The sequence below is a fragment of the Tuberibacillus sp. Marseille-P3662 genome, from assembly GCF_900178005.1.
Taxonomy (GTDB): Bacteria; Bacillota; Bacilli; order Bacillales; family Sporolactobacillaceae; genus Marseille-P3662.
On the sequence record NZ_FXBS01000006.1, the window covers coordinates 686427 to 708426 of the forward strand.

General features: G+C 42.7%; 20 protein-coding genes. 18 read left to right on the forward strand and 2 right to left on the reverse strand.

The annotated features are described in order from the left end of the window. Positions 1 to 9: 9 nt before the first annotated feature. Positions 10 to 927 carry a hydroxymethylglutaryl-CoA lyase gene (locus tag B9Y89_RS11985; protein ID WP_085523455.1) on the reverse strand — a complete coding sequence of 306 codons (918 nt, stop codon included), beginning with the start codon at positions 925 to 927 and terminating at the stop codon, positions 10 to 12. Positions 928 to 1282: 355 nt separating this feature from the next. Here B9Y89_RS11985 and B9Y89_RS11990 point away from each other — a divergent pair, with 355 nt between their 5' ends. From B9Y89_RS11990 to B9Y89_RS12010, 6 genes are all read left to right on the forward strand, one after another. Next, positions 1283 to 2716 (forward strand): MDR family MFS transporter, encoded by a 1434-nt coding sequence (locus tag B9Y89_RS11990; RefSeq protein ID WP_085523456.1) that lies wholly within the window; start codon positions 1283 to 1285, stop codon positions 2714 to 2716. After that, complete coding sequence (locus B9Y89_RS19070; protein WP_176222204.1) at positions 2713 to 2859, forward strand: hypothetical protein; 147 nt, start codon at positions 2713 to 2715, stop codon at positions 2857 to 2859. The genes B9Y89_RS11990 and B9Y89_RS19070 overlap by 4 nt, the downstream gene beginning before the upstream one ends. Positions 2860 to 2863: 4 nt before the next feature. After that, entirely contained in the window at positions 2864 to 3484 is a 621-nt protein-coding gene (locus tag B9Y89_RS11995) for an NUDIX hydrolase (RefSeq protein ID WP_369596730.1), read from the forward strand. Positions 3485 to 3557: 73 nt separating this feature from the next. Then, positions 3558 to 4100, forward strand: a complete 543-nt coding sequence (locus tag B9Y89_RS12000) for a GNAT family N-acetyltransferase (protein ID WP_085523458.1) — start codon at positions 3558 to 3560, stop codon at positions 4098 to 4100. Between the two features lie 191 nt (positions 4101 to 4291). Next, positions 4292 to 5071, forward strand: coding sequence for a class I SAM-dependent methyltransferase (locus B9Y89_RS12005; protein ID WP_085523459.1), 780 nt, complete (start codon positions 4292 to 4294; stop codon positions 5069 to 5071). Positions 5072 to 5296: 225 nt separating this feature from the next. After that, positions 5297 to 6049, forward strand: coding sequence for a MerR family transcriptional regulator (locus B9Y89_RS12010; RefSeq protein WP_085523460.1), 753 nt, complete (start codon positions 5297 to 5299; stop codon positions 6047 to 6049). Positions 6050 to 6379: 330 nt separating this feature from the next. Here B9Y89_RS12010 and B9Y89_RS12015 read toward each other — a convergent pair whose 3' ends face one another. Further along, complete coding sequence (locus tag B9Y89_RS12015; RefSeq protein ID WP_085523461.1) at positions 6380 to 7291, reverse strand: aldo/keto reductase; 912 nt, start codon at positions 7289 to 7291, stop codon at positions 6380 to 6382. A 138-nt stretch (positions 7292 to 7429) separates the two neighbouring features. On the opposite strand from B9Y89_RS12015, the gene B9Y89_RS12020 reads away from it, so the two are divergent. The 12 genes from B9Y89_RS12020 to mmgD all read left to right on the forward strand — a co-directional run bounded on the left by B9Y89_RS12020 (position 7430) and on the right by mmgD (position 21971). Continuing rightward, complete coding sequence (locus B9Y89_RS12020) at positions 7430 to 7720, forward strand: hypothetical protein (RefSeq protein ID WP_085523462.1); 291 nt, start codon at positions 7430 to 7432, stop codon at positions 7718 to 7720. A 29-nt stretch (positions 7721 to 7749) separates the two neighbouring features. Further along, positions 7750 to 8553 carry a membrane protein insertase YidC gene (gene yidC / locus B9Y89_RS12025; protein ID WP_085523463.1) on the forward strand — a complete coding sequence of 268 codons (804 nt, stop codon included), beginning with the start codon at positions 7750 to 7752 and terminating at the stop codon, positions 8551 to 8553. Positions 8554 to 8717: 164 nt separating this feature from the next. Next, positions 8718 to 9707, forward strand: coding sequence for a threonine/serine dehydratase (locus B9Y89_RS12030; protein ID WP_441351483.1), 990 nt, complete (start codon positions 8718 to 8720; stop codon positions 9705 to 9707). Positions 9708 to 9726: 19 nt separating this feature from the next. After that, entirely contained in the window at positions 9727 to 11415 is a 1689-nt protein-coding gene (locus tag B9Y89_RS12035) for a PucR family transcriptional regulator (RefSeq protein WP_085523465.1), read from the forward strand. A gap of 233 nt (positions 11416 to 11648) precedes the next feature. Beyond that, a complete protein-coding gene (locus B9Y89_RS12040) occupies positions 11649 to 12854 on the forward strand; it encodes a M24 family metallopeptidase (protein ID WP_085523466.1) in 1206 nt (401 codons plus the stop codon). 16 nt (positions 12855 to 12870) lie between these two features. Further along, the gene (locus B9Y89_RS12045) at positions 12871 to 13833 is read left to right on the forward strand and encodes a cyclodeaminase (RefSeq protein ID WP_085523467.1); all 963 of its coding nucleotides are present in this window, start codon (positions 12871 to 12873) and stop codon (positions 13831 to 13833) included. Positions 13834 to 13849: 16 nt separating this feature from the next. Beyond that, positions 13850 to 15052, forward strand: a complete 1203-nt coding sequence (locus B9Y89_RS12050) for a cystathionine gamma-synthase family protein (RefSeq protein ID WP_085523468.1) — start codon at positions 13850 to 13852, stop codon at positions 15050 to 15052. 12 nt (positions 15053 to 15064) lie between these two features. Further along, positions 15065 to 16267, forward strand: coding sequence for a M20 metallopeptidase family protein (locus tag B9Y89_RS12055; protein WP_139822796.1), 1203 nt, complete (start codon positions 15065 to 15067; stop codon positions 16265 to 16267). A 163-nt stretch (positions 16268 to 16430) separates the two neighbouring features. Next, positions 16431 to 17483: a homoserine dehydrogenase gene (locus tag B9Y89_RS12060; protein WP_085523469.1), complete on the forward strand. Its 1053-nt coding sequence runs from the start codon at positions 16431 to 16433 to the stop codon at positions 17481 to 17483. A 17-nt stretch (positions 17484 to 17500) separates the two neighbouring features. After that, the gene (locus B9Y89_RS12065; RefSeq protein WP_085524721.1) at positions 17501 to 18955 is read left to right on the forward strand and encodes an aldehyde dehydrogenase family protein; all 1455 of its coding nucleotides are present in this window, start codon (positions 17501 to 17503) and stop codon (positions 18953 to 18955) included. A gap of 80 nt (positions 18956 to 19035) precedes the next feature. Then, positions 19036 to 20580, forward strand: a complete 1545-nt coding sequence (locus B9Y89_RS12070) for a BCCT family transporter (RefSeq protein ID WP_085523470.1) — start codon at positions 19036 to 19038, stop codon at positions 20578 to 20580. Positions 20581 to 20855: 275 nt separating this feature from the next. Continuing rightward, positions 20856 to 21971, forward strand: coding sequence for a citrate synthase (mmgD, locus tag B9Y89_RS12075; protein ID WP_085523471.1), 1116 nt, complete (start codon positions 20856 to 20858; stop codon positions 21969 to 21971). Positions 21972 to 22000 lie beyond the last annotated feature (29 nt).

Genomic DNA, 22000 nt, shown 5'->3' on the forward strand with positions numbered 1-22000 from the left:
TTATTAGAATTAATTCTGCGCTGAAGCCTGTTGCTTAAGATCATAGAGTTTACTGTCGAGTTGTCTTGTGATATGTGGTTTTACAATATTGACAGCTTCAATGATTGAATCCATGTTGATACCTGTATCAATACCCATTTCGTGTAGCATAAATATGACGTCTTCTGTGGCAACATTGCCACTCGCACCAGGGGCGAATGGACAGCCGCCGAGGCCTCCGGCTGATGTATCAAACCGAGTTACACCGGCCTCAAGACAAGCGTAAATGTTAGCAAGAGCGGTTCCTCGGGTATTATGAAAATGGCCGGTGATGGACAGTTGATGACCTAGTTCTTTTTGCAAGTGTGAAAAGACGTCATAAACATCCTTGGGATTAGCCATACCCACTGTGTCTGCGACGCTGAGTTCATCGACACCCATATCAGCAAACCGCCGGCAGAGTTGGAATGTGGCTTCTGGATCGATTCTACCTTCATATGGACAATAAAAGGCTGTTGATATACAAGCCCGTATAAACTTATCATCCATTTTTAGGTTCTGAATTAAGGGCTGCCATTCTTGCAAACTTTCTTCAGTTGTTCGATTAATATTATTTTGATTAAAGGAATCACTCACGCCGACAAAAACAGCGATGTGATCAGCCCTTGATGCATAAAATCGTTCAACTCCCTTTTTGTTGGGGACTAATACATAATTCGTTTGGTCATCAAGGCAACCGTGAATAATTTCTTCGGCATCTTTCATCTGCGGAACCCATTTTGGTGAAACGAAAGAGGTTAGCTCCATTTCTATAACGCCTGCTTGCTTTAACGATTGGATAAAAGCAATTTTGCTCTCGGTTGGAACAAGATTTTTTTCATTTTGTAAGCCATCACGAGGCCCAACTTCGACAAGCGTTACTTTTTCGGGTAGTATTGATCCGGACATAAAAAACCGCCTCCTAAAGCGTTTTCATTATTATTTTATCTGCATAAGCTGTTGTTTGGCAAATATATTGTAAAAGGGTTATGCTGGTGAAGAAATCGGTATCATTGATATAAAAAGTGGATAACAAAAAACTATTTGAAAAGATATCGGCTGTCCCTTAGTAGCTTAACTAAGGGACAGCTTTGATATTTGACCCGATAATAACAGTATGATATTAATAGAAAGTCCAATATTAGTTAACCAAGCGAAAAGATAAAATCTTAAATGATGAAATTGACTCAAGAGACTCAAAAATGATTGATATTTTCATAGAGTGATCAATTATAGAAAAGAGACAAAGGGAGTGGGATCGAGGATGGAACATACACATTCACAGAATCAGACGTTTAAAAAGGCCCCAATTGTTGCATTACTCCTTTCAGGGGCATTTATCGCTATTTTAAATCAAACCCTCATGATCACAGCGATCCCACCGATTATGGATGAAATGCATGTCACGGCAAACACGGCACAATGGTTAACAACCGTTTTCATGCTCGTCAATGGTGTCATGATTCCGGTAAGTGCTTTTTTAATTGAACGATTTTCAACGAGACAATTGTTTATTACGGCAATGGGCATTTTTGCGGTAGGCACTGTGATCGCTGGTATAGCCCCTAACTACGGCATATTATTGTTCGGCAGGGTTGTTCAATCGAGCGGAGCCGGTATTATGTTGCCGCTTATGCAAACGGTGTTTTTAATGATTTTTCCTATAGAGAAACGTGGCGCAGCGATGGGTCTAATCGGTCTTGTCATTTCCTTTGCTCCGGCTATTGGTCCGGCGCTTTCCGGCTGGGTGACAGCCAATTATTCCTGGCGTGTTTTATTTGCTATCATTTTACCTATTGCGATTATAGACATTATAATTGCCATTTTCGCGATGAGAAATGTGACCCAACTAACCTATCCAAAAGTCGATATCATATCAATTATTTTGTCATCCTTTGGTTTCGGTGGTTTGCTATATGGGTTCAGCAATGCAGGAAACAATGGCTGGGCAAGTACTAATGTGATCATTGCATTAGCGATTGGTGCAGTCTCGCTCTGTCTATTTATCTGGCGGCAAATGAGGATGGAGCATCCTATGCTTGAATTTAGAGTGTTTAAGTACAAGATTTTCACCATAGGAACAATCATTGGTATGATCACGTTTATGGGTTTAATTGGGGCTGAGACCCTCATTCCTCTTTATATGCAAAACATGCGGGGTTTCACGGCAATGGAGTCCGGTCTTGTACTTTTGCCTGGGGCGCTCATCACGGGGATTATGTCACCCATTACGGGTCGCATCTTTGACAAAGTCGGTGCGCGGTGGTTAGCTATTTTGGGATTGTCAGTCATCACTTTGGGGACATTTCCTTATACCAACTTAACGCCTTCAACATCATTCGCATACTTAACAATCATGTATGCAGTGCGCATGCTGGGCATAGCCATGGTTATGATGCCGGTGACGACTGCAGCGTTAAATCGACTGCCACGGCATCTAATTCCTCATGGCACGGCGATGAATAATACAATGCGACAAGTTTCAGGATCCGTCGGAACAGCATTGCTCGTTACGGTGATGACCAATAGTATCGTTTCGGCAAAACAACAAACCGTTCCTCATCCAGAAATACATGGTGTCAATATCGCCTTTTTCGTGGCTACTATTCTAGCCCTTATTGGTGTTGGTTTATCATTTTTTATAAAGAAGACCTCCCCCTCAGCAGAGAAACAAGAAAGTAACAAAATGGAGGCGTGAGAAAAGAAAAGGATATTATTAGGGGCAGTCACATCTTCAGTGCTGTCCCTTTATTTAATGGACTTACGATTTCCGAGAAATTCCCTTATACTTATAATGATGTTATTGATTTAACAGAAGGGAAGTTAAATTATGGAGAATGAACAGGTGAAAATATTTGATGAACATCGAAATCAAATCGGAATGACCACGCGTCAAGAAGCACATAAAGTCGGTTACTGGCATGAGACATTCCAATGTTGGTTTGTCAGTCGAGAAGATCAAACATATTACATTTATTTTCAAATTCGTAGTGCTACCAAAAAGGATTTTCCAAATCTTTTAGATATTACAGCTGCTGGACACTTGTTAGCTGATGAAACGGTCGAGGATGGGGTCAGAGAAGTGAAAGAAGAACTGGGCATTCATGTCTCTTTTGAAAAACTAGAGCCGTTAGGAGTTATAGAAGATAGTATCATTCAAGAAAATTTTGTTGATAGAGAGTTCGCGAACGTCTTTTTATATCCATGTCAATATCCTTTTGCTGAATATAAACTACAAAAAGAAGAAGTATCAGGGATTGTTAAAGCAGATTTTAACAATGTTTATCAACTTTGGTTGGGAGACAAACGTGACATCAGCGTTGAGGGGTTTGAAATAAATGAGGATGGAAGACGTGACCCTATTAAAAAAACGGTCAGTAAAAATAGTTTTGTTCCACACAAGCATTCCTACTATGAAAGCATTCTAAAATGGATTGATCAGCGTATTAACCACACCCAAACGTGAAGGTGAAATTATTGTCATTAAAAGAACAGAAATTTTGATTCATAGATTAGTAGAAAAGAAAAGGGGTATTTCATTGGTTCATCATTTAATAACAGACCGTTTGCTTTTACGTCCTTATAAACGAACAGATGCTTGTAGGGTTCAAGCATTGGCAGGAGAGAGAGAAGTCGCAGAAACAACCCTAGCGATTCCTCATCCCTATCCAGTCGAAGCTGCCGAGTCTTGGATTGAAAGTCATGCCAAGCTCATTGAGAATGGGGAGGCTTATCCGTTTGCGATGGTTTTACGTGATGACAATTGGCTCATCGGCACAATGACTATAAGAGTTGATCACCAGCATAACAAGGGGGAACTGGCTTATTGGGTCGGCAAGGATTATTGGGGACAAGGGTATGCGACAGAAGCCGCTAAAAGAATTACCCAGTTTGGTTTTGATGAACTAACATTAAATCGTGTTTTTGCCCAAGCAATGAGCAGGAATAAAGGTTCAACGAAGGTGATGGAAAAGGTTGGGATGAGCTATGAAGGGACCCTGAAACAAGAGCTTTTCCATTGGGGAAAGTATGAAGATGTTGATGTATATGGCCTTTTGAGATCGGCGTATGATCAGCAGTAGGTTAGGAGTTGTATAGATGATCCAACTCAAAAATATGGACATTTTTTATCAATTAATAAAGATGGCTACATAATAAATGACACGAATATTAATAATGATAAGTTAATCTTATCAATACGTATAATAACATAAACATATCTTTATCCTTGTTTCTGAGTTATTATAAAATTAGAACAAGGAAGGAGAGCGACATGCCTATTGATTTTCATAATAGTGAAAACCGCTCGACGTATGCGACAAGGGAAACAAATCTCAGTTGGATGAACAAGGTAGATGAGATCGTCAATATTAAAGGAAAAACAGTCCTAGATATAGGATGTGGAGGCGGAATTTACACAAAGGCCCTTGCAGACATGGGGGCCGCTCATGTAACAGGCTTAGATTTTTCAGAACAGATGCTGACCTCTGCACGGGAAACCTGCAAAGGATATCATAATATTGATTTTAAAGTTGGTAACGCTTTAAATACAAAATTGCCCGGTAAACAATTCGATATTGTTATGGAAAGAGCCGTCATCCATCATATTAAGGATTTGGACACTTGCCTTGAAGAGATGTTCAGACTCCTTAAAAATGAGGGTTCATGCATCATTCAGGATAGAACACCCGAAGATAGCCTGCTGGAAGGTAGCCCATCTAATATAAGGGGATACTTTTTTGAAAAATATCCTGAATTAAGTGATAGGGAAAGGTTACGACGGCATTCAAGTAGTGATGTCCAGCAAATTTTAAGGAATGTCGGTTTCCGTGAGATCAAAGCATATCAATTATGGGAAACGAGAAAAGTTTATAACACATTAACGGAGCTGAGAAACGATTTACTTAATCGCACGGGGCGTTCAATTCTTTATGAATTGACTGATAATCAGCTGGAGAATCTTGTTGATGAGATTCAACAGCAGGTAAAACAAGTCAATGAACGAATGATTGTTGAAAAAGATCGATGGACGATTTGGAAGGCCATTAAATAGTTAAAAGATGATGACTCCGATTTAAAGTAGGTTGATAACAATATCAACGGCGGTTGATGAGGGGCCACCACCTTCTACTAAGTATGTAGCTGCTTTTGAGTATTTCTCCGCAACAGTGTGCTAATCTCTGAGTATATTGTTTCGGAGGATTTTTTATGTCAAGTTTGATTTGACCCTCACGTTGCGTGGTACTTTATAGTAGCAGATGTAGGGAGGTCAGGATGGATGACAATGAAGGTAAAGGAAGTCGCTAATTTAGTCGGTATTAGTGTGCGCACACTGCATCATTATGATGACATTGGCTTACTAGCCCCGGAGGAGACAACCGAATCTGGTTATCGCCTATATTCCAACGAGAACCTTGAGACCTTGCAACAAATTTTATTTTTTAAAGAACTTGGCTTCCCTCTTAAGAAGATTAAAGCAATCATCAACAGTCCGTCTTTTGATCGCCTCGAGGCATTAGAACTCCAACGGCAAATGTTACTTGAGGAGCGCAAACGTATTGATAGAATGGTTGCGACGATCGATAAGACAACACAACACATGAAAGGAGGGGTTGAAATGTCAAACAAGGAAAAGTTCGAAGGATTTGATTTTAGCCATAACCCTTACGAGCAAGAAGCTCGTGAGCGTTGGGGCGATAAAGCTGTTAATAGATCTAACGCTAAACTAGGAAACATGTCAAAAGATGAACAACAAGCGATGAGCGATAAGATGAATGCCATCTATCGCAGACTTGCGGCTCTTCGAAAGGAATCACCGCAATCGGATGAAGCCCAAGGAGCTATTAAAGAGTGGTATGACTTTTTGAACAGCAACTTTGGTGGTTATTATTCTCTGGATGTATTCAAAGGGTTGGGGCAAATGTATGTTGATGATAAGCGCTTTACCCAAAACATCGATCAGTTTGGCGAAGGCTTAGCGGTATTCATGCGTGATGCCATGGCAATGTATGCTGATCGCAACAAAACATAATTCTAAAAGCAACAATCTTTTATAGCCATCTACAAAATGGAGGCTGGAACAAAAGTATATAGTTACAAAATCATCCGAACGATTAAAAAATCAGTTCGGATGATTTGTTGAAAATAGTCATTCCTGTCATCGCTTCGTCAAAATCCTTCGCTTGCCGCGGGCACGGCCTCAGCTAACTTGGTAAAGAAAACCCCTTTACCAAGTGGATCTTCGGCTCGTGCTGTTCCCGCAGGCGTCTACGTATTTTGACGACGCTTAGAATTTGCTTTCATATCTTATTGTTCGGTTTTTTGAGTATCCTGTTTTAGATTTGTCCCAGCCTCTTGTTTCTTACCGATGATTGTCGTACTTGTTAGCTTTTGAAATCGATTGAATCGCAGCCAGCTCTTTCGCCGATAGTTCTGGGGAGACAGACGTTTGAATATTGTTTTCCAGCTGTGATGGTTTGCTGGCCCCGGGAATAGCGGCAGCTACGGCTGGATGATGCAGGGCATATCTGATTGCGGTTTGTGATAATGGTCTGTTTCCTGACGTCTGTTGTTGGAGCTGCTTAACAATTTCCTGAAGTTCTTCGGCGGAATAGTCCAGATATCCATTCTCTGGAATTTTGTTCTCGCCATTGTCAGATAGAATACCTTTGCCAACGGGGCCGCGGGTGATCACGCTGATGTTGTTTTCAGCGAGCAGTGGCAACACGGTTTCTTCAGGGCGCCGGTCTAAAATACTGTATTGCATCATGACACTGACGATGTTTGAACGATGGACATATTCCCGGATAACATTGGGACGGATAGAGCTGATGCCGTAGCAACGGATGTATCCTTCTTGTTTTAATTCTTCAAATGCCGCAATGGTTTCATCAATCGGATCATCGATCGTACCGCCATGAAGCTGGTAGAGGTCAATATAATCTGTGCCTAGACGTTTCAAGCTCTGTTTGCACGCTTCTTTTATGTAGGCTTTCGATGGATCCCAGTGCCAGTTTTCTTTACCGGCTTCCCAGTGGTTGCCGCCTTTTGTTGCTAGGATCACGTCCTCACGCCGCCCTTTAAGCGCTTCACCAACTGTTGTTTCCACGTTACCAAATCGGTATAGATCAGCGGTGTCGACAAAGTTAACACCTTCATCAATCGCTTTCTGAATCATATAGACACCGTCTTGGTGATTCTCAGGTAAGGACATGCTGCCAAGGCCGATTTCACTGACGAATAATTCTGATTGTCCTAATTGATGGGTTTTCAAGTAAACGACCTCCTTTGTAATTCTATTTCTATTATAAGAACCTTGACCCACAAAAGTCGAGTCATGAAACCTCGTTGCTTTATAGACGTAAATGAAGTAGGATAAAAATATGAGTCCAATTTGAAGGAGGGAAACAGTGTGTTCGAAATGTTATTTGACTTGCCGATGGATCTCCAAATCTATTTGTTTTTAATGTCCGCACTGTTAATGATCTCCCTTCAGTCAGCTTGGAGTTATTTTCCCGGTACCTATTACTTTTACGCTTTTTACGGAACTAAGCCGATTGATAGGGCTTATATTATAAAAAGTTTACGATATAGCGTTGGATTGACACTTCATCAGATTGTTGATTGGATAACGAGATGTGCTCAGCGGAAAGACCGGTCTAGTGATGATGACGACGATCATTGTCTTCTCCTTATTTTATAAATATGAGTGGATATTTAAGGAGGAGACGATTGAAACAGTTATTACAATTATCTTTAATCACGAGTATAATTCTATTATTGAGCGGATGTTCAGGGAACGGGAATGCTGCTGGAGGCTTTCTCCATGAAACATTCGTAGCGCCATTTACCCATCTAATTGAATGGACAGCAGGTTTATTTTCTGGGAGTTACGGTCTTGCGATTGTCCTCATTACATTGGTGATTCGCGGGGTATTGATGCCATTTATGCTGAAACAATTTAAAAATCAGCGGCAAATGCGCGAAAAGATGGCGGTTATGAAGCCTGAAATGTCGGACATTCAGGAGAAAATTAAGCAAACCAAAGATAAAGCGGAGCAGCAAAGATTGCAACAAGAAATGATGATGCTTTACCGGAAGCACGGTGTCAATCCATTATCAATGGGATGTCTCCCGCTCATCATCCAAATGCCGATTCTTATGGGATTTTATTATGCGATTCGGAGTTCTGAGGATATTGCCACGCACAATTTTCTCTGGTTCAATTTGGGGGCTCCAGATATTCCGCTAGCATTGTTGGCAGGCGTGATTTACTTTTTACAATTCAGGGTTCAACAAAGCTTTATGCCGGCGGCAGCGACAGATAATCAACAGGCGAACGAGATGATGAAGTGGATGGGATTAATTTCACCAGCTTTTATTCTCATTATTTCTTTTAATGCTCCAGCTGCATTGCCGCTCTACTGGTCGATCGGTGGATTGTTTTTAATCGGGCAAGCTGTTTTTGCCAATAAAATTTATTTTCCCCGTTATGAGGCCTCACAGGTGGAGAATACGAATAAAACAACGGAATAATTGACGAACACGCACACGAGTTGTGCGTGTTTTTTACAGCCAATTCGTGATAATTTTTATGTCGAAAGGCTTCTCGAATTCATTCTCATTTCGTAACATATATAAAAGTTATCTTTTAACGAATCGTTTTAACGGGTACATAAAATATGAGGGAGATGACGCTATTGAATAACGATGAAGTAACGATGGCCCATGTTTGGAAAGCCAAACGGCGGATTCGTTCGCTTGTAAGACCGACACCGTTAATCCATTCTGCGTCTTTGTCAGATGTGACAGGGGCCAATGTTTATCTCAAACTGGAGACGATGCACCCAACAGGGGCCTTTAAATTGAGGGGGGCAGCCAACAAAATTTTAAGTCTTTCACTAGAACAGCAGCGGCAAGGTGTCGCCACTTTTTCTACTGGTAATCACGGTATTGCGGTCGCCTATGTTGCCAAACAATTAGGCATTCCGGCTACCATTTATTTATCAAGACGAGTGCCGCAAACAAAGATCGATCAACTCGAGAGATTAGGTGCCCAAGTTGAAAAAGTTGGTGAGAACCAGGATGATGCTGCAGCGTGCTGTTATGAATACCAAGATAAAAAGGGCTATACCGTCATTAAACCGTTTGATGACATTGACATTATTGCCGGTCAGGGCACCATCGGCCTGGAAATTCTTGAAGCATGTCCTGACATTGATAAAATGCTTGTTCCGTTATCAGGAGGCGGGCTGTTAGCGGGTATCGCTTTGGCTCTCAAACAAACGAATCCTCATATCGATGTGACCGGCCTGTCAATTGAAGGGGCTGCCGTCATGCATGAAAGTTTAAAAGCAGGTCATCCTGTCATTCTGCCGGAAGAGGATACATTGGCTGACAGTTTGCTTGGCGGTATTGGTGCTGATAACCTCTATACATTTAAAATGGTTCAACGATACATGGATCATAGTTTGCAAGTATCAGAGACGGCAATTGCGGACGGCATGATCCATCTTTTAACTCACCACAAAATGGCGGTTGAAGGTGCAGCCGCTGTGGGTCCCGGTTGGTTGCTTCAGCAGACGCTTGAGCCCGATCAGACTGTTGTTGCTGTCATAAGTGGAAATAATGTCAACGTTAATGAATTAGCTCGGCTTGTGACCGATCAAAATCATCAACATCAAATGTAATAGGCTGGAGTGAAGACCCTTGGATTTGACAATGTCTGAAGTGATGCAGTTGTCGATTATGGAAACGGCAAAGGTTAAAACCGCCCAACGAAAACTAAAAGGATCCCCTGTCGAATGGGTATCGGTGATTGAAACGCCTGTTGAAAATTTTATCCGGAAAAATGAATTTGTTTTAAGTACGGGCGTTGGATGTGGTCAGGACCCCGAGTTATTGAAAGAATTTGTGATAGATGTGATGGATTCGGGGGCCACGGCTCTAGCGTTTGCTACGGGGCGTTTTGTGTATGACATTCCCGACAATATTCTTGAGATGGCGGAAGAACAAGGTTTTATTATTATTGACATCCCTTGGGAAATCCGGTTTAGTGATATTTTGCAATTGGTGATGGAAAAGTTAAATAGTGTGAACCGGGAACAATTGAAACAAACGGAACATATTCAACAGCAACTCATTCATTTGGTCTTACGGGGAAAAAGTTTTAATGAAATTCTTCAATATCTTTACCATCATTTACAAATGCCTTTAGCCATGCTTGACCGTAAAGGTGAACTATTGACCCAGACTCATTTTAATAAAGGCTTGTTAGATAATCTTTTATCTGAATTGCATGATAAATTCCAGGGTAATCAATCCGCAGTGGGTACTGACCATCCTCTATATCAGAATCTTGTGAAACTACCGCGTAAGCCCCAATCTATCTATGCGATGGCTATTGAATCCAATGGCTATTTGCAAGGGTATTTGTTGCTTGGTTCGGAGAGTCAGACCTTCTTATACAATCCGATGGTGATGCATATTTTAGAACACGCCACAACAGCGGCGGCTCTATGTTTTCTCAAACAAAATACCATTGAAGAGACGGAACTACGTATTAAGGATGATTTTCTATTAAATATGGTCAAAGGTAAATTATTTCTTGATGAGGATATCTATCACCGGGCTGCCTTCTTTGATTATGATCTTGAGCTTCCATACACATGCATTATTGGCGAACTTAAGAATTTACCTGAGATTTACCGCGACCATTCATCAACACGCTTATCCTTTGACGAGTGGCTCCGTGGTATGAATTACTACATTCAAAAGGAAATTAATCAATCTGGAGAAACTTTGCAGCGACGATTAATGACAGCTTTCGATGATCAAACGATTATTATCTTCTTGGAAAGCTCTGGCGGGAATCAACAGGCCTTCGTCAACGATTTTTTAGATAGTGTGGAACGTCGGCTTCATTCTCTACTGCCAGGTTTGACCGTTTTATGGGGGATTGGGACGCATAAAGACGGGATTGAGGTATTTGATCGCAGCTATGAAAAAGCAACGATGGCTTTGGATATCGGAAAACGTCAAAACAGAAGTGGAGAGCGGACTTTTTTTGCTGATACCCAGATGAACCGCTTGTTGTTGACAATTGCGGATCATCAAGAAATCAAGGATATGACCTCGGGTATCATCAATCCAATTATAGATTATGACAAAAAACGTGACATGGATTTGATTGGGACGTTTATGGCTTATAACCGGAATAAAGGCAATGTTAGTCAAACCGCGCGCATTCTTAATCTGCACCGTCAATCCTTGCTATACCGGTTACGGAAAATAGAAGCTTTAACCGAATTATCTCTGGTTAATGCGGACGACTTGTTCTTGTTGGAATTAAGTATCAGACTTTGGACATTAGGAGATTTGAAGAAACGACAGATTTAAAAGGATCTTTTATTTTAAACCAAGTTTTAGAACCACGTTTTTATGGTTCTCGGCTTGGTTTTTTTGTGTAAGTCCCCATATACAGTGCCTGGCACCTCTAAAGACACGGCACTGCTAAATATGTATGAATCAATTAACGAAAATTTATACAATTTGGTCATTGTCGATAATGTAGGCCGTTGAGTAAGATAATAGTACATTACTTAAAGGTTAGCTGGAAGGAGGCGTCGGATATGTTGCCATTTGCAATCAACGAATATCAAGAGAGGATCAATCAAGTTAAAGACATCATGCAGAAGCGGGGAATTGAGGTATTGTTGATTACAAACCCGGCGAACATGAACTATTTATCGGGTTATGATGCCTGGTCATTCTATGTGCATCAAATGTTAGTGATTATTTTGGATGAAGATCAACCGTTGTGGCTGGGTCGATATCAAGATGCTAATGGGGCCAAAGCAACAACGTGGCTTTATGATGACAACATTATTCCATATCCGGATTATTATGTTCAATCGAAGACCTATCATCCTATGGGATTCATCGCGAGCATTTTAAGTCAAATTGGCCAGGGTAATCGTCATATCGGCGTTGAAATGGAGAATTATTATTTTTCAGCGAAAGCCTATGAAATGTTAAAAACAAATCTACCTAACGCCACGTTCAAAGATGCCAGTCAACTTGTCAATAATGTTCGTCTGATAAAATCGGATCAAGAAATTGAATATATAAAACGTGCGGCAGAGATTGGCGGGCATGCCATGCAAAAAGGGATTCAGGGGATCCATGCAGGTGTTCGTGAAAATGATGTCGCGGCAACAATCTATCATGCTTTAATATCTGGCACGGACACATACGGTGGTGATTATCCAGCTATCGTTCCATTACTGCCAGCAGGGAAAAAAACATCAGCGCCTCATTTGACATGGTCGGAGGATCCCTATCAAGCAGGTGAAGCAGTGATTGTTGAGTTAGCAGGTTGCTATAAACGGTATCATGCGCCTCTTGCCCGGACTGTTTCCATTGGCAAGCCGTCACAAGCATTCAGTGATTTATCCCTTGTTCTTACAGAAGGCTTAAATAAGGCGCTGGAAGCAGTAAAACCAGGGGTCACTTGTGAAGAAATTGAGCGGGTGTGGCGTGAATCCATTGCCAAACACGGCATCAAGAAGGAGTCGCGTCTTGGCTACTCCATGGGACTTAGTTATCCACCTGATTGGGGAGAGCATACCGCTAGTCTGCGCCCGGGCGATCAAACAGTTTTACAGCCAAACATGACTTTTCATATGATTCCGGGTCTCTGGTTCGACAATCAAGGCATTGAAATTAGTGAGTCATTTCGTGTTACAGAACAAGGTTGTGAGGTTTTTTCTAATTACCCTCGTGAACTATTGATACAGGAACCGTTACCAATTGATCAAAGCGGTAAAATCAGTTAAGAAGAGGTGAATCAAATTGGATATTTTTCAAGAAAAGGAGATTCGATCGACCGTTTCTCTTAATCATGAAGTCATCACTGTTATTGAATCCGCCTTTAATCAATTGATGACCCAATCGGTGCACATGCCTCCGATCATGCGGGTTGACGTTCCGGAAAACAACGGGGAGGTTGATGTGAAATCGGCCTATATCCCTGGGTATGATACCTTTGCCATTAAAGTATCCTCTGGTTTTTTCGATAACTGGAAACAAGGATTACCGAGTGCGAGCGGTTTAATGATGCTGATTAGCAGTCAGACCGGTGTTCCAGAAACCATTTTGCAAGATAATGGGTATTTGACAGATGTACGGACCGCTGCAGCTGGTGCGGTCGCGTCAAACTATTTAGCACGTGAAGCCACCCAAATTGCTGGTATTATTGGTTCAGGCGCACAAGCCCGCTACCAAACGAAGGCATTGGCTCTTGTCCGCAATCTTCAAGAGGTGATTGTCTACGGACGGACACCGGAAAAAGTCCAGCAATTTAAGAAGGATATGGAGCATGAATTAAAGATTCCCGTCAAAATGGCCGAATCGGCGGAAACCGTTGTTCGTAATAGCGATACCGTGGTGACGACAACACCAGCAGAGTCACCGGTTATCCGATCTGATTGGCTGCATCCAGGGCTTCATATCACTGCAATGGGTTCGGATGCTGAGCAGAAACAAGAGCTGGATTCAGATGTTTTAGAACAAGCGGATAAAGTTGTCTGTGATGTTAAAAGTCAATCTCTTAGGCTTGGAGAATTGCGTAGCTGTCCATCGGATCAAGTGATCAATAATGTCTATGAGCTTGGGCAACTGACAACGGGTAAGGTTAAGGTGCGTGAACGTGAGGATGCCGTTACCGTCTGCGATCTTACCGGAACCGGTGTCCAGGATACAGCTATCGCCCGCTACGCTTATGACAAGTTGAAACAACCAACTTATTCAAAATAATGAGGGAGGAGATCATATGACAAAGGACATTAACCAAGGAACAAAAGCTGTATGGGCTGGGGAGAAGGATCAACTTGCATTTGGTGCGACACAGGTTCCTGTTGTGCATAGTGTATCATTCGGGTATGAGGACATGGATGAATGGTACGATGTTGCTATCGGCAAGAAACCGGGTCATATCTACGGGCGTAACACGAATCCAACGGTGCAAGCATTCGAAGATAAAGTTAAGGCATTAGAAGGAGCCGAAGCGGCAACGAGTTTTTCAACGGGGATGGCGGCTATCAGTAACACACTTTCGACTTTCCTTGCTCCAGGGGACCGAGTTGTTTCTATAAAAGACACATATGGCGGCACGAACAAAATTTTCACGGAGTTTTTACCTAGACAAAATATTGATGTTGAGCTCTGTGAAACCGGTAATCACGAAGCATTGGAAGCCGAGATCGCTAAAGGCTGTAAAATTCTTTACCTTGAAACACCGACAAATCCCACTGTGAAAATAACAGATATTGAAAGAATGGTTACAGCTGGTAAACAAGTAGGAGCCATGGTGATTGTCGATAATACGTTTGCGACACCTATCAATCAAAATCCATTGACCTATGGTGTTGACCTAGTGATTCATAGTGCCACGAAGTTTTTAGGCGGGCATGCAGATGCACTGGGGGGTGTCGTTTGTGGTGATAAAAATCTTGTCGAACCTATTTATCATTACCGAGAAATTAATGGGGCAACGCTTGATCCTATGGCCGCTTATTTACTATTAAGGGGCATGAAGACCCTTAAATTAAGACTTCGCCAACAAGGAGACAATGCGATGGAGCTCGCTAACTATCTCAAAAGCGTTGAGTGGGTGGATGATGTCTTCTATCCGGGACTTCCGGAACACTCCGGTCATGATATTGCAACGAAGCAAATGCGTCATTATGGAGCGATGTTGAGTTTCTCTGTTAAAGGCGGGGTTGAGACGCTTAGGCATTTGCTTCCTTCCTTGAAATATGCCAACCGCGCCGCCAATCTCGGCTCGGTGGAAACAGTCGTTGGTCCGTCACGAACAACCAGTCACGTTGAATGTACGCCTGAAGAGCGCGCAGCTATGGGCATTCCAGAAGGTCTGATTCGCGTCTCCGTTGGTATTGAGGATATTGATGATATTATCCAAGACTTTCAAACCGCTTTTGAAGGCTTACCTAAAGAACGGTTGGTTAACGGATAGGAGGTTGCCCAATTGCCTATAAAATCAACGGATGTCAAAGCGAGAGCTGATGCCATCCAAACTCAGTTGACCCATTGGCGCCGCCATCTTCACAAGTATCCGGAATTAGGTTTTGAAGAAACAGCCACATCACAGTTTGTGGAGCAAGAATTAAGGAAAATGGGCGTTTATGAGCTAGTTAAAGACATTGGTGGCACAGGAATTGTTGCGATCCTTCACGTTGGCGCGGGTCCAGTGGTCGGGCTCCGCGCTGACATGGATGCCCTTCCGGTTCAAGAAACAACGGGTGAAGACTATCAATCTCAAAATGTGGGTGTGATGCATGCTTGTGGCCATGATGCTCATACAGCCATGTTACTTGGAGTCGCCCATCTTTTAGCTGACGAATATAAGCAAGGTCACCTCCATGGCACGATTAAATTACTGTTCCAGCCTGCCGAAGAAACAGCAGACGGCCACGGCTTGACTGGTGCTCCATATGTGCTCCAGTCAGGGGCGCTAGATGATATTGATATGATCGCGGCATTGCATATGTGCCCATGGCGTAACCCCCATGAAATACAAATCAATGACGGTCTGAGCATGGCTAATATTGATAATTTTAAAATGATAGTTAAAGGATCAGGAGGACACGGAGGCTATCCTCATCAAGGAAGCGATCCTATTTGGATGACTGCTAACTTATTACAAAATGTGTATGGGCTCATTAGCCGGCGGATTGACCCCTTGGAGGTTGGAACAATCAGTGTCGGTGAGATCAAAGGCGGTCAGGCACCCAATGTTATTCCAGAGGATGTCTATTTATCGGGAACAATGCGCTCGTATACACCGGAAACACGGGCGCAGTTGATTCATGAACTTAAGTCAATTACCGAGGTGCTACAAGGATTTGGCGGGACTGTAGATTTGGAAATAGAGCGGGGTGAGCCAGCGTTAAACAATGATCCACATGTCAATGAACTTATCCGTGCTGCTGCTACATCTGTGGATCCTGAAATAACAATTTATAATGGACCGTTTGGCATGGGTGGTGAAGATTTTGGCCACATAATTGAGACCATCCCCGGTGCGATGTTTTTTCTCGGATGTGCCCTTTCTGATGGGAAGCAACGTGATTTACACACATCAGGTTTTCAAATCGATGAACGGGTTCTGCCGATCGGAACGGCGATATTAGTTGAGACCCTTCATCAAATGATTAAGGACTGCCGGTAACAAGATTGGAGCACTTCCCCGCTTTTCTAAGGACTACCCTTATCATTTTAACGGAGAAGGAAGGGATCGACTAAAAACCGCAACGTTCTGTTGCTGCCGCTAATGCTAGTACATCCTGTGCGTTACGACGTAGTAAAAATGATTATAGAGGGAGGAATATGTTTTGGCTCATAAATTAGCTTTTGTCGGGTTTGGTGGTGTTGGGCAGGCTTTAGCAGACATTATCTTGGACAAAAAGGAAACCTTGAAAGAACAAATGGGAACGGAACCTATCATTGTTGCCATTTCTGATGTTATGAAAGGAGCCGTTTATCATCCAGATGGCTTAGATATTGAGACTTTATTGAAAACAGTGAGAGAAACGGGTTCGGTTGAGCAATATCCTAATGTTCCGGGCTTAAAGACAGGAATGAATAGCATCGAAACGATTCAACAGACGAATGCAGATACCATTGTTGAAGTGACTTATACAGATGTACAAACGGGTCAACCGGCGATTGATCATTGCCGGATGGCGTTCCAAAACAGTAAAAACGTGGTAACGACGAATAAAGGGCCGATTGCACTTGCTTACCATGAATTATCACAACTTGCAGCCGATCATCATGTCTTTTGGGGATTTGAGGGCACGGTCATGAGTGGGACACCAGCACTACGAATGCCGAAAACAACGCTTGCTGGCAACGAGATTACAGAAATCAAAGGTATTCTAAATGGCACAACCAATTATATATTGTGTGAAATGGAAGCTGGTTTAACTTATGATGAGGCTCTAAGTAAAGCCCAAGAACTCGGGTATGCCGAAGCGGATCCCACAAGTGATGTTGAAGGCTACGATGCCCGCTACAAAACCGTTATTTTAGCCAACTATGTGATGGGGGCGCCATTGGACGTTTCAGATATTAAGTGCCAGGGAATCACGGGTCTGAATCAAGGGGATATCGAAACTGCCCAAGAGCAAGGTGAAAAGTGGAAGCTGATTGCCAGGATTCGAAAAGAAGAGGGGGGCATCAAGGCAAGTGTTCAACCTGAGCGAATCTCCGCTGATGATCAGCTTGCGGCTGTTCATGGCCCTGTGAATGCCATTATTTATGAATGTGATCTGGCTGGAACAATCATGTTGACGGGTGCGGGTGCAGGTTTGCAGGAAACAGGTTTCTCATTGCTTATTGATCTAATCAATGGGGTGCGAGATCGATCTTTGGCCAAAACATGACGAAAGGCGGGTTATTAATGACGACACAAGTTAAACTGCAGAAAATGTTTTTAGCAGGTGAATGGGTGAGCCGATCACATACCATTGACGTTTTTAACCCACAAAATAGTGAGATGATAGCATCAGTACCGGCGGCTTCCCGTGAGGACATGTTATTGACCATAGAAAAAGCCAAAAAGGGCACGCAGATGGCTTCGAATATGCCAGCTCATCAGCGGATGACCATCATTCATCATGCGGCCGATTATATCGAGGCTCGCCGTGACCGATATGCTCAAACCATTGCCACGGAAAGTAGTAAAACGATTCGCGAAGCGACGGGTGAAGTGAAAAGGTGTATCGAGACCCTACGCCTTAGTGCCGAGGAGGCCCGGAGAATTACGGGTGAGACGATTAACTTTGATCAAGCGGAAGGTAGTGAACATCGGGTCGGTTATTATTATCGGTTTCCGATTGGGGTTATAGGTGCGATTACTCCATTTAATGATCCGCTCAATCTCGTCGCTCACAAAGTGGGGCCGGCGATTGCGGCAGGTAATGCGATTGTCGTCAAACCAGCGTCAGTGACGCCATTAAGCGCTCTACTGTTAGCGGAGGCATTTGAGAAGGCGGGGCTAGCCAAGGGCATTCTCTCAGTTGTGACGGGTTCGGGCGGTGAGATTGGCGACACGTTAATCACACATCCCGATGTTAAAATGATTTCATTTACCGGTGGCTTGGAAACGGGACGAACAATTGCTCATAAGGCGGGGCTAAAAAAAGTAAGTATGGAGCTTGGTTCCAATTCACCGGTGATTATTTTAGAAGACGCGGACTTGGATAAAGCGATTGAGGCGTGTATATCCGGAGGATTTTCCGCCGCTGGGCAAAATTGTATCGGTGTGCAACGAATTCTTGTTGAGACTCCCGTGTACGAACGATTTGTTGAGCAGTATGCGCAAGAAGTAAGTCGATTAACCGTCGGGGATAAATTTTCGGAGTGGACGGACGTTGGCCCCATGATTAATGAACAGGAAGCGAAACGGGTTGAAAATTGGGTCAATCGTGCTGTCTATAGAGGCGCAACGCTGCTGACAGGTGGTCGACGTGAGCGCGCTTTTTATTATCCGACAGTCTTGACAGATGTTCCGAAAGATGCAACGTTAACCCGTGAAGAAATCTTTGGACCGGTTGTTTTGATCTATCCTGTCCCGGATCTTTCTCATGCCGTCGATTTGGCCAATGATGTCGATTATGGCCTGCAAGCAGGCATTTTTACCCAGAACTTGGATAAGGTCTTTCGTACGATTCGAACAATCGACGCGGGTGGTATTATGATTAATGATAGTAGTGATTACCGCATTGATGGTATGCCATTTGGCGGTGTGAAGGGATCCGGATTAGGGCGTGAAGGCGTCAAGTATGCGATCGAAGCTATGACGGAACCCAAAGTTGTTTGCTTTAATCTTAACGATCGATTAGCTAGTGAATAAAGGGAGCCTGAGTCTCGGGCTTCCTTTTTTAGACAAAATATATTCTGATAATTGAAAAAGCATTTGTTAGGAGGGTTTCGGTGGTTAACTATTTTAAAAACAGTGTTTTTTGGGTGTCATCTGTTATTGTTCTAGGTTTTGTGATATGGGGGGCTGTTTCACCTGATTCGCTGTCAAAACATGCATCATCAGTGTATGGATTTACGGCGAACGCATTCGGGTGGTTTTATCTTGTGACTGTGCTCATCATTATCTTATTTTGCCTGACGCTTGCATTTAGTAAGTGGGGAAAGCTTAAATTAGGTCGCGATGACGATGTGCCCGAATATTCATTATTTACTTGGATCGCGATGCTTTTTAGTTGTGGATTCGGTATCAGCATTGTTTTCTGGGGTGTTGCCGAACCGATGACCCATTTTATAAAAACACCTCCGGTGGATGTCAACGCAGGAACGCCTGAAGCAGCTCGGGTAGCTATGCAATACACCTTTTTTGATGAGGGGATTCATCAATGGGCAGCATTCACAATTGTCGGCTTGGCCATTGCTTATTTCCATTTCCGAAAAAAAAGACGAAGTATGGTTAGTGAAACATTGAATCCTGTTTTACGAGGAAGAAGTCAAACATCAGTTAAAAAGGTGATCGATATCCTTGCGATCATTGCAACCGTTGTTGGTGTTGCGACTTCTCTAGGCATGGGCATTTTGCAAATCAACGGTGGTTTAAATGAAGTGTTGGATGTCCCGAAAACAATCTGGACCGAATTGGCCATTGTGGGTATCATGCTTATTTTATATATGCTATCTGCACTGACAGGATTGAATAGAGGGATAAGGTACTTAAGTAATATTAATCTGTCACTTGCGCTTATATTAATGATCGTCGTCCTATTCTTAGGTCCAACGGTCTTTGACTTGAAAATCTTTGTCACTGCATTAGGTGATTACATCCAAAACTTCTTCCAAATGAGTCTGCATCTTCAACCCTATGAAGGAGGATCCTGGGTGAAAAAATGGCCGGTCTTCTATTGGGCTTGGACGATTGCGTGGTCGCCATTTGTTGGCATGTTTGTCGCTAGGATATCGAAAGGTCGAACCATTCGGGAATTTATTTTGGGTGTGCTTCTTGCGCCGCCTTTCATCGGTTTAATATGGATTTCAATATTTGGTGGTGCAGCGTTACATATGGATCTTTTTCAAGGTACATCAATCGCTGATGCCGTTCAAGGTGATATCACGAGCGCATTATTTGTTACGTTGCAAAACTTTCCTTTAAGTACTTTACTATCGATTTTGGTGATTCTATTAATTTTCACCTTTTTAATTACATCAGCTGATTCAGCCACGTTTGTCCTAGGGATTATGACATCAGAAGGAAATATGAATCCTCCTGTTATTCTTAAAGTCATTTGGGGCGTTCTCATTTCAGCCATCGCCGCTGTATTGATTGTCAGCAGTGGGCTGGAAGGTCTGCAAACAGCCTCACTGATTTCTGCGCTGCCGTTTGCTGTGATTATTTTCGGCATCATTGCTTCTTTGATTAAATCTCTCCGAAAAGAATCGGTTGGGCAAGTAACAGATAGGCGAGCCCATATATATAAAGAGAACCAAACAGAAGCTAAATAAAAAATGGGTCTCGTCCTTAACATGTCTTTTTGTTGGGGGCGAGATTTTTCCATTAGTGAAACCGTTTTAAAAAATCGCTGATTTTCACGGTGGATCATGTTATGATGATAGTAGTCAGACTAATGTATACACTTAGAAAATTTTTGTCAGGTCATTTTTAGCAGGGAAGTTAAGGAACATCGGCTAAATTTCGCAGCATCCTGTTGCAACGCCGGTCTAAGCACGTCCTGTGCGCGGCAACATAGTAAAAATGATTTCAGAGGGAGGAGAACTTATTGGTAGCAGAGCAAACCTATCAACCGGGGCTTGATGGTGTCGTCGCTTCGCAGACAAGTGTTTCTTACTTGGATGTCGCAGCTGAAGAAATTGTGATTAGAGGTTACGATTTAATTGAATTAGCTGAAAATAAGTATTACCTTGACATTGTAGGATTACTATTGGAAGGTCAATTGCCTGATCCATCGAGAAAAAAGGTGATTGAGTCGGAGTTGAAGCAAGACTATCATTTACCTGATGAAGTTCTAACATTGTTCAGGCAGCTTCCGAAGCAGACCCATCCGATGGATGCGCTTCGAACCGGTATTTCATTTTTAGCGGGTTATGATGCTGATATTGAAGACCGCACGGAAGCAGGAAACCGGAAAAAAGCGCTTCGTCTATTAGCTAAAATACCGAATATTATTGCTAATAGTTATCATATAATTAATGGTCGCGAACCTGTTAGACCAGACAATACCTTGTCTTATAGCGCTAATTTTTTGCGCATGATGACCGGGCGTGACCACAACCAATTGGAAACCGAAATTTTTGATCAGTCGCTGGTCGTCTATAGTGAACATGAGATGCCCAATTCAACGTTTACTGCGCGGGTCATTGCTTCAACACATGCTGACATTTATGGTGCGTTAACAGGAGCGGTCGCTTCATTGAAAGGCCATTTGCATGGAGGGGCGAATGAAGCTGTGATGCGTATGCTTTTGCAAGCGGATACAAGCGATGGGTTTAGAAAAATCCTTTATGATAAATTAAAGAATAAAGATCGGATTATGGGCTTCGGTCACCGTGTCTATATGAAAAAGATGGATCCAAGAGCCAACTTGATGAAACGGGCACTTAAACGTTTAGCGGATGAAAAAGGTCGCCTGGATCTTTATGATATGTGTGTAACGGGTGAAGAGGTGATGAAAGAAGAGAAAGGGTTATATCCTAATCTCGATTATTATGCGGCACCGGTCTATTATTTACTAGGTATTCCTATTGACTTATATACGCCAATTTTCTTTGCCTCCCGAACTGTCGGGCTCGGTGCCCACGTCATTGAACAACATAACCATAATCGACTGTTTCGGCCGCGTGTCGAATACAACGGCCCACGCAATCTGCATCCGTAGGTAAGTTTAAGAATAAGATATTCATAGAT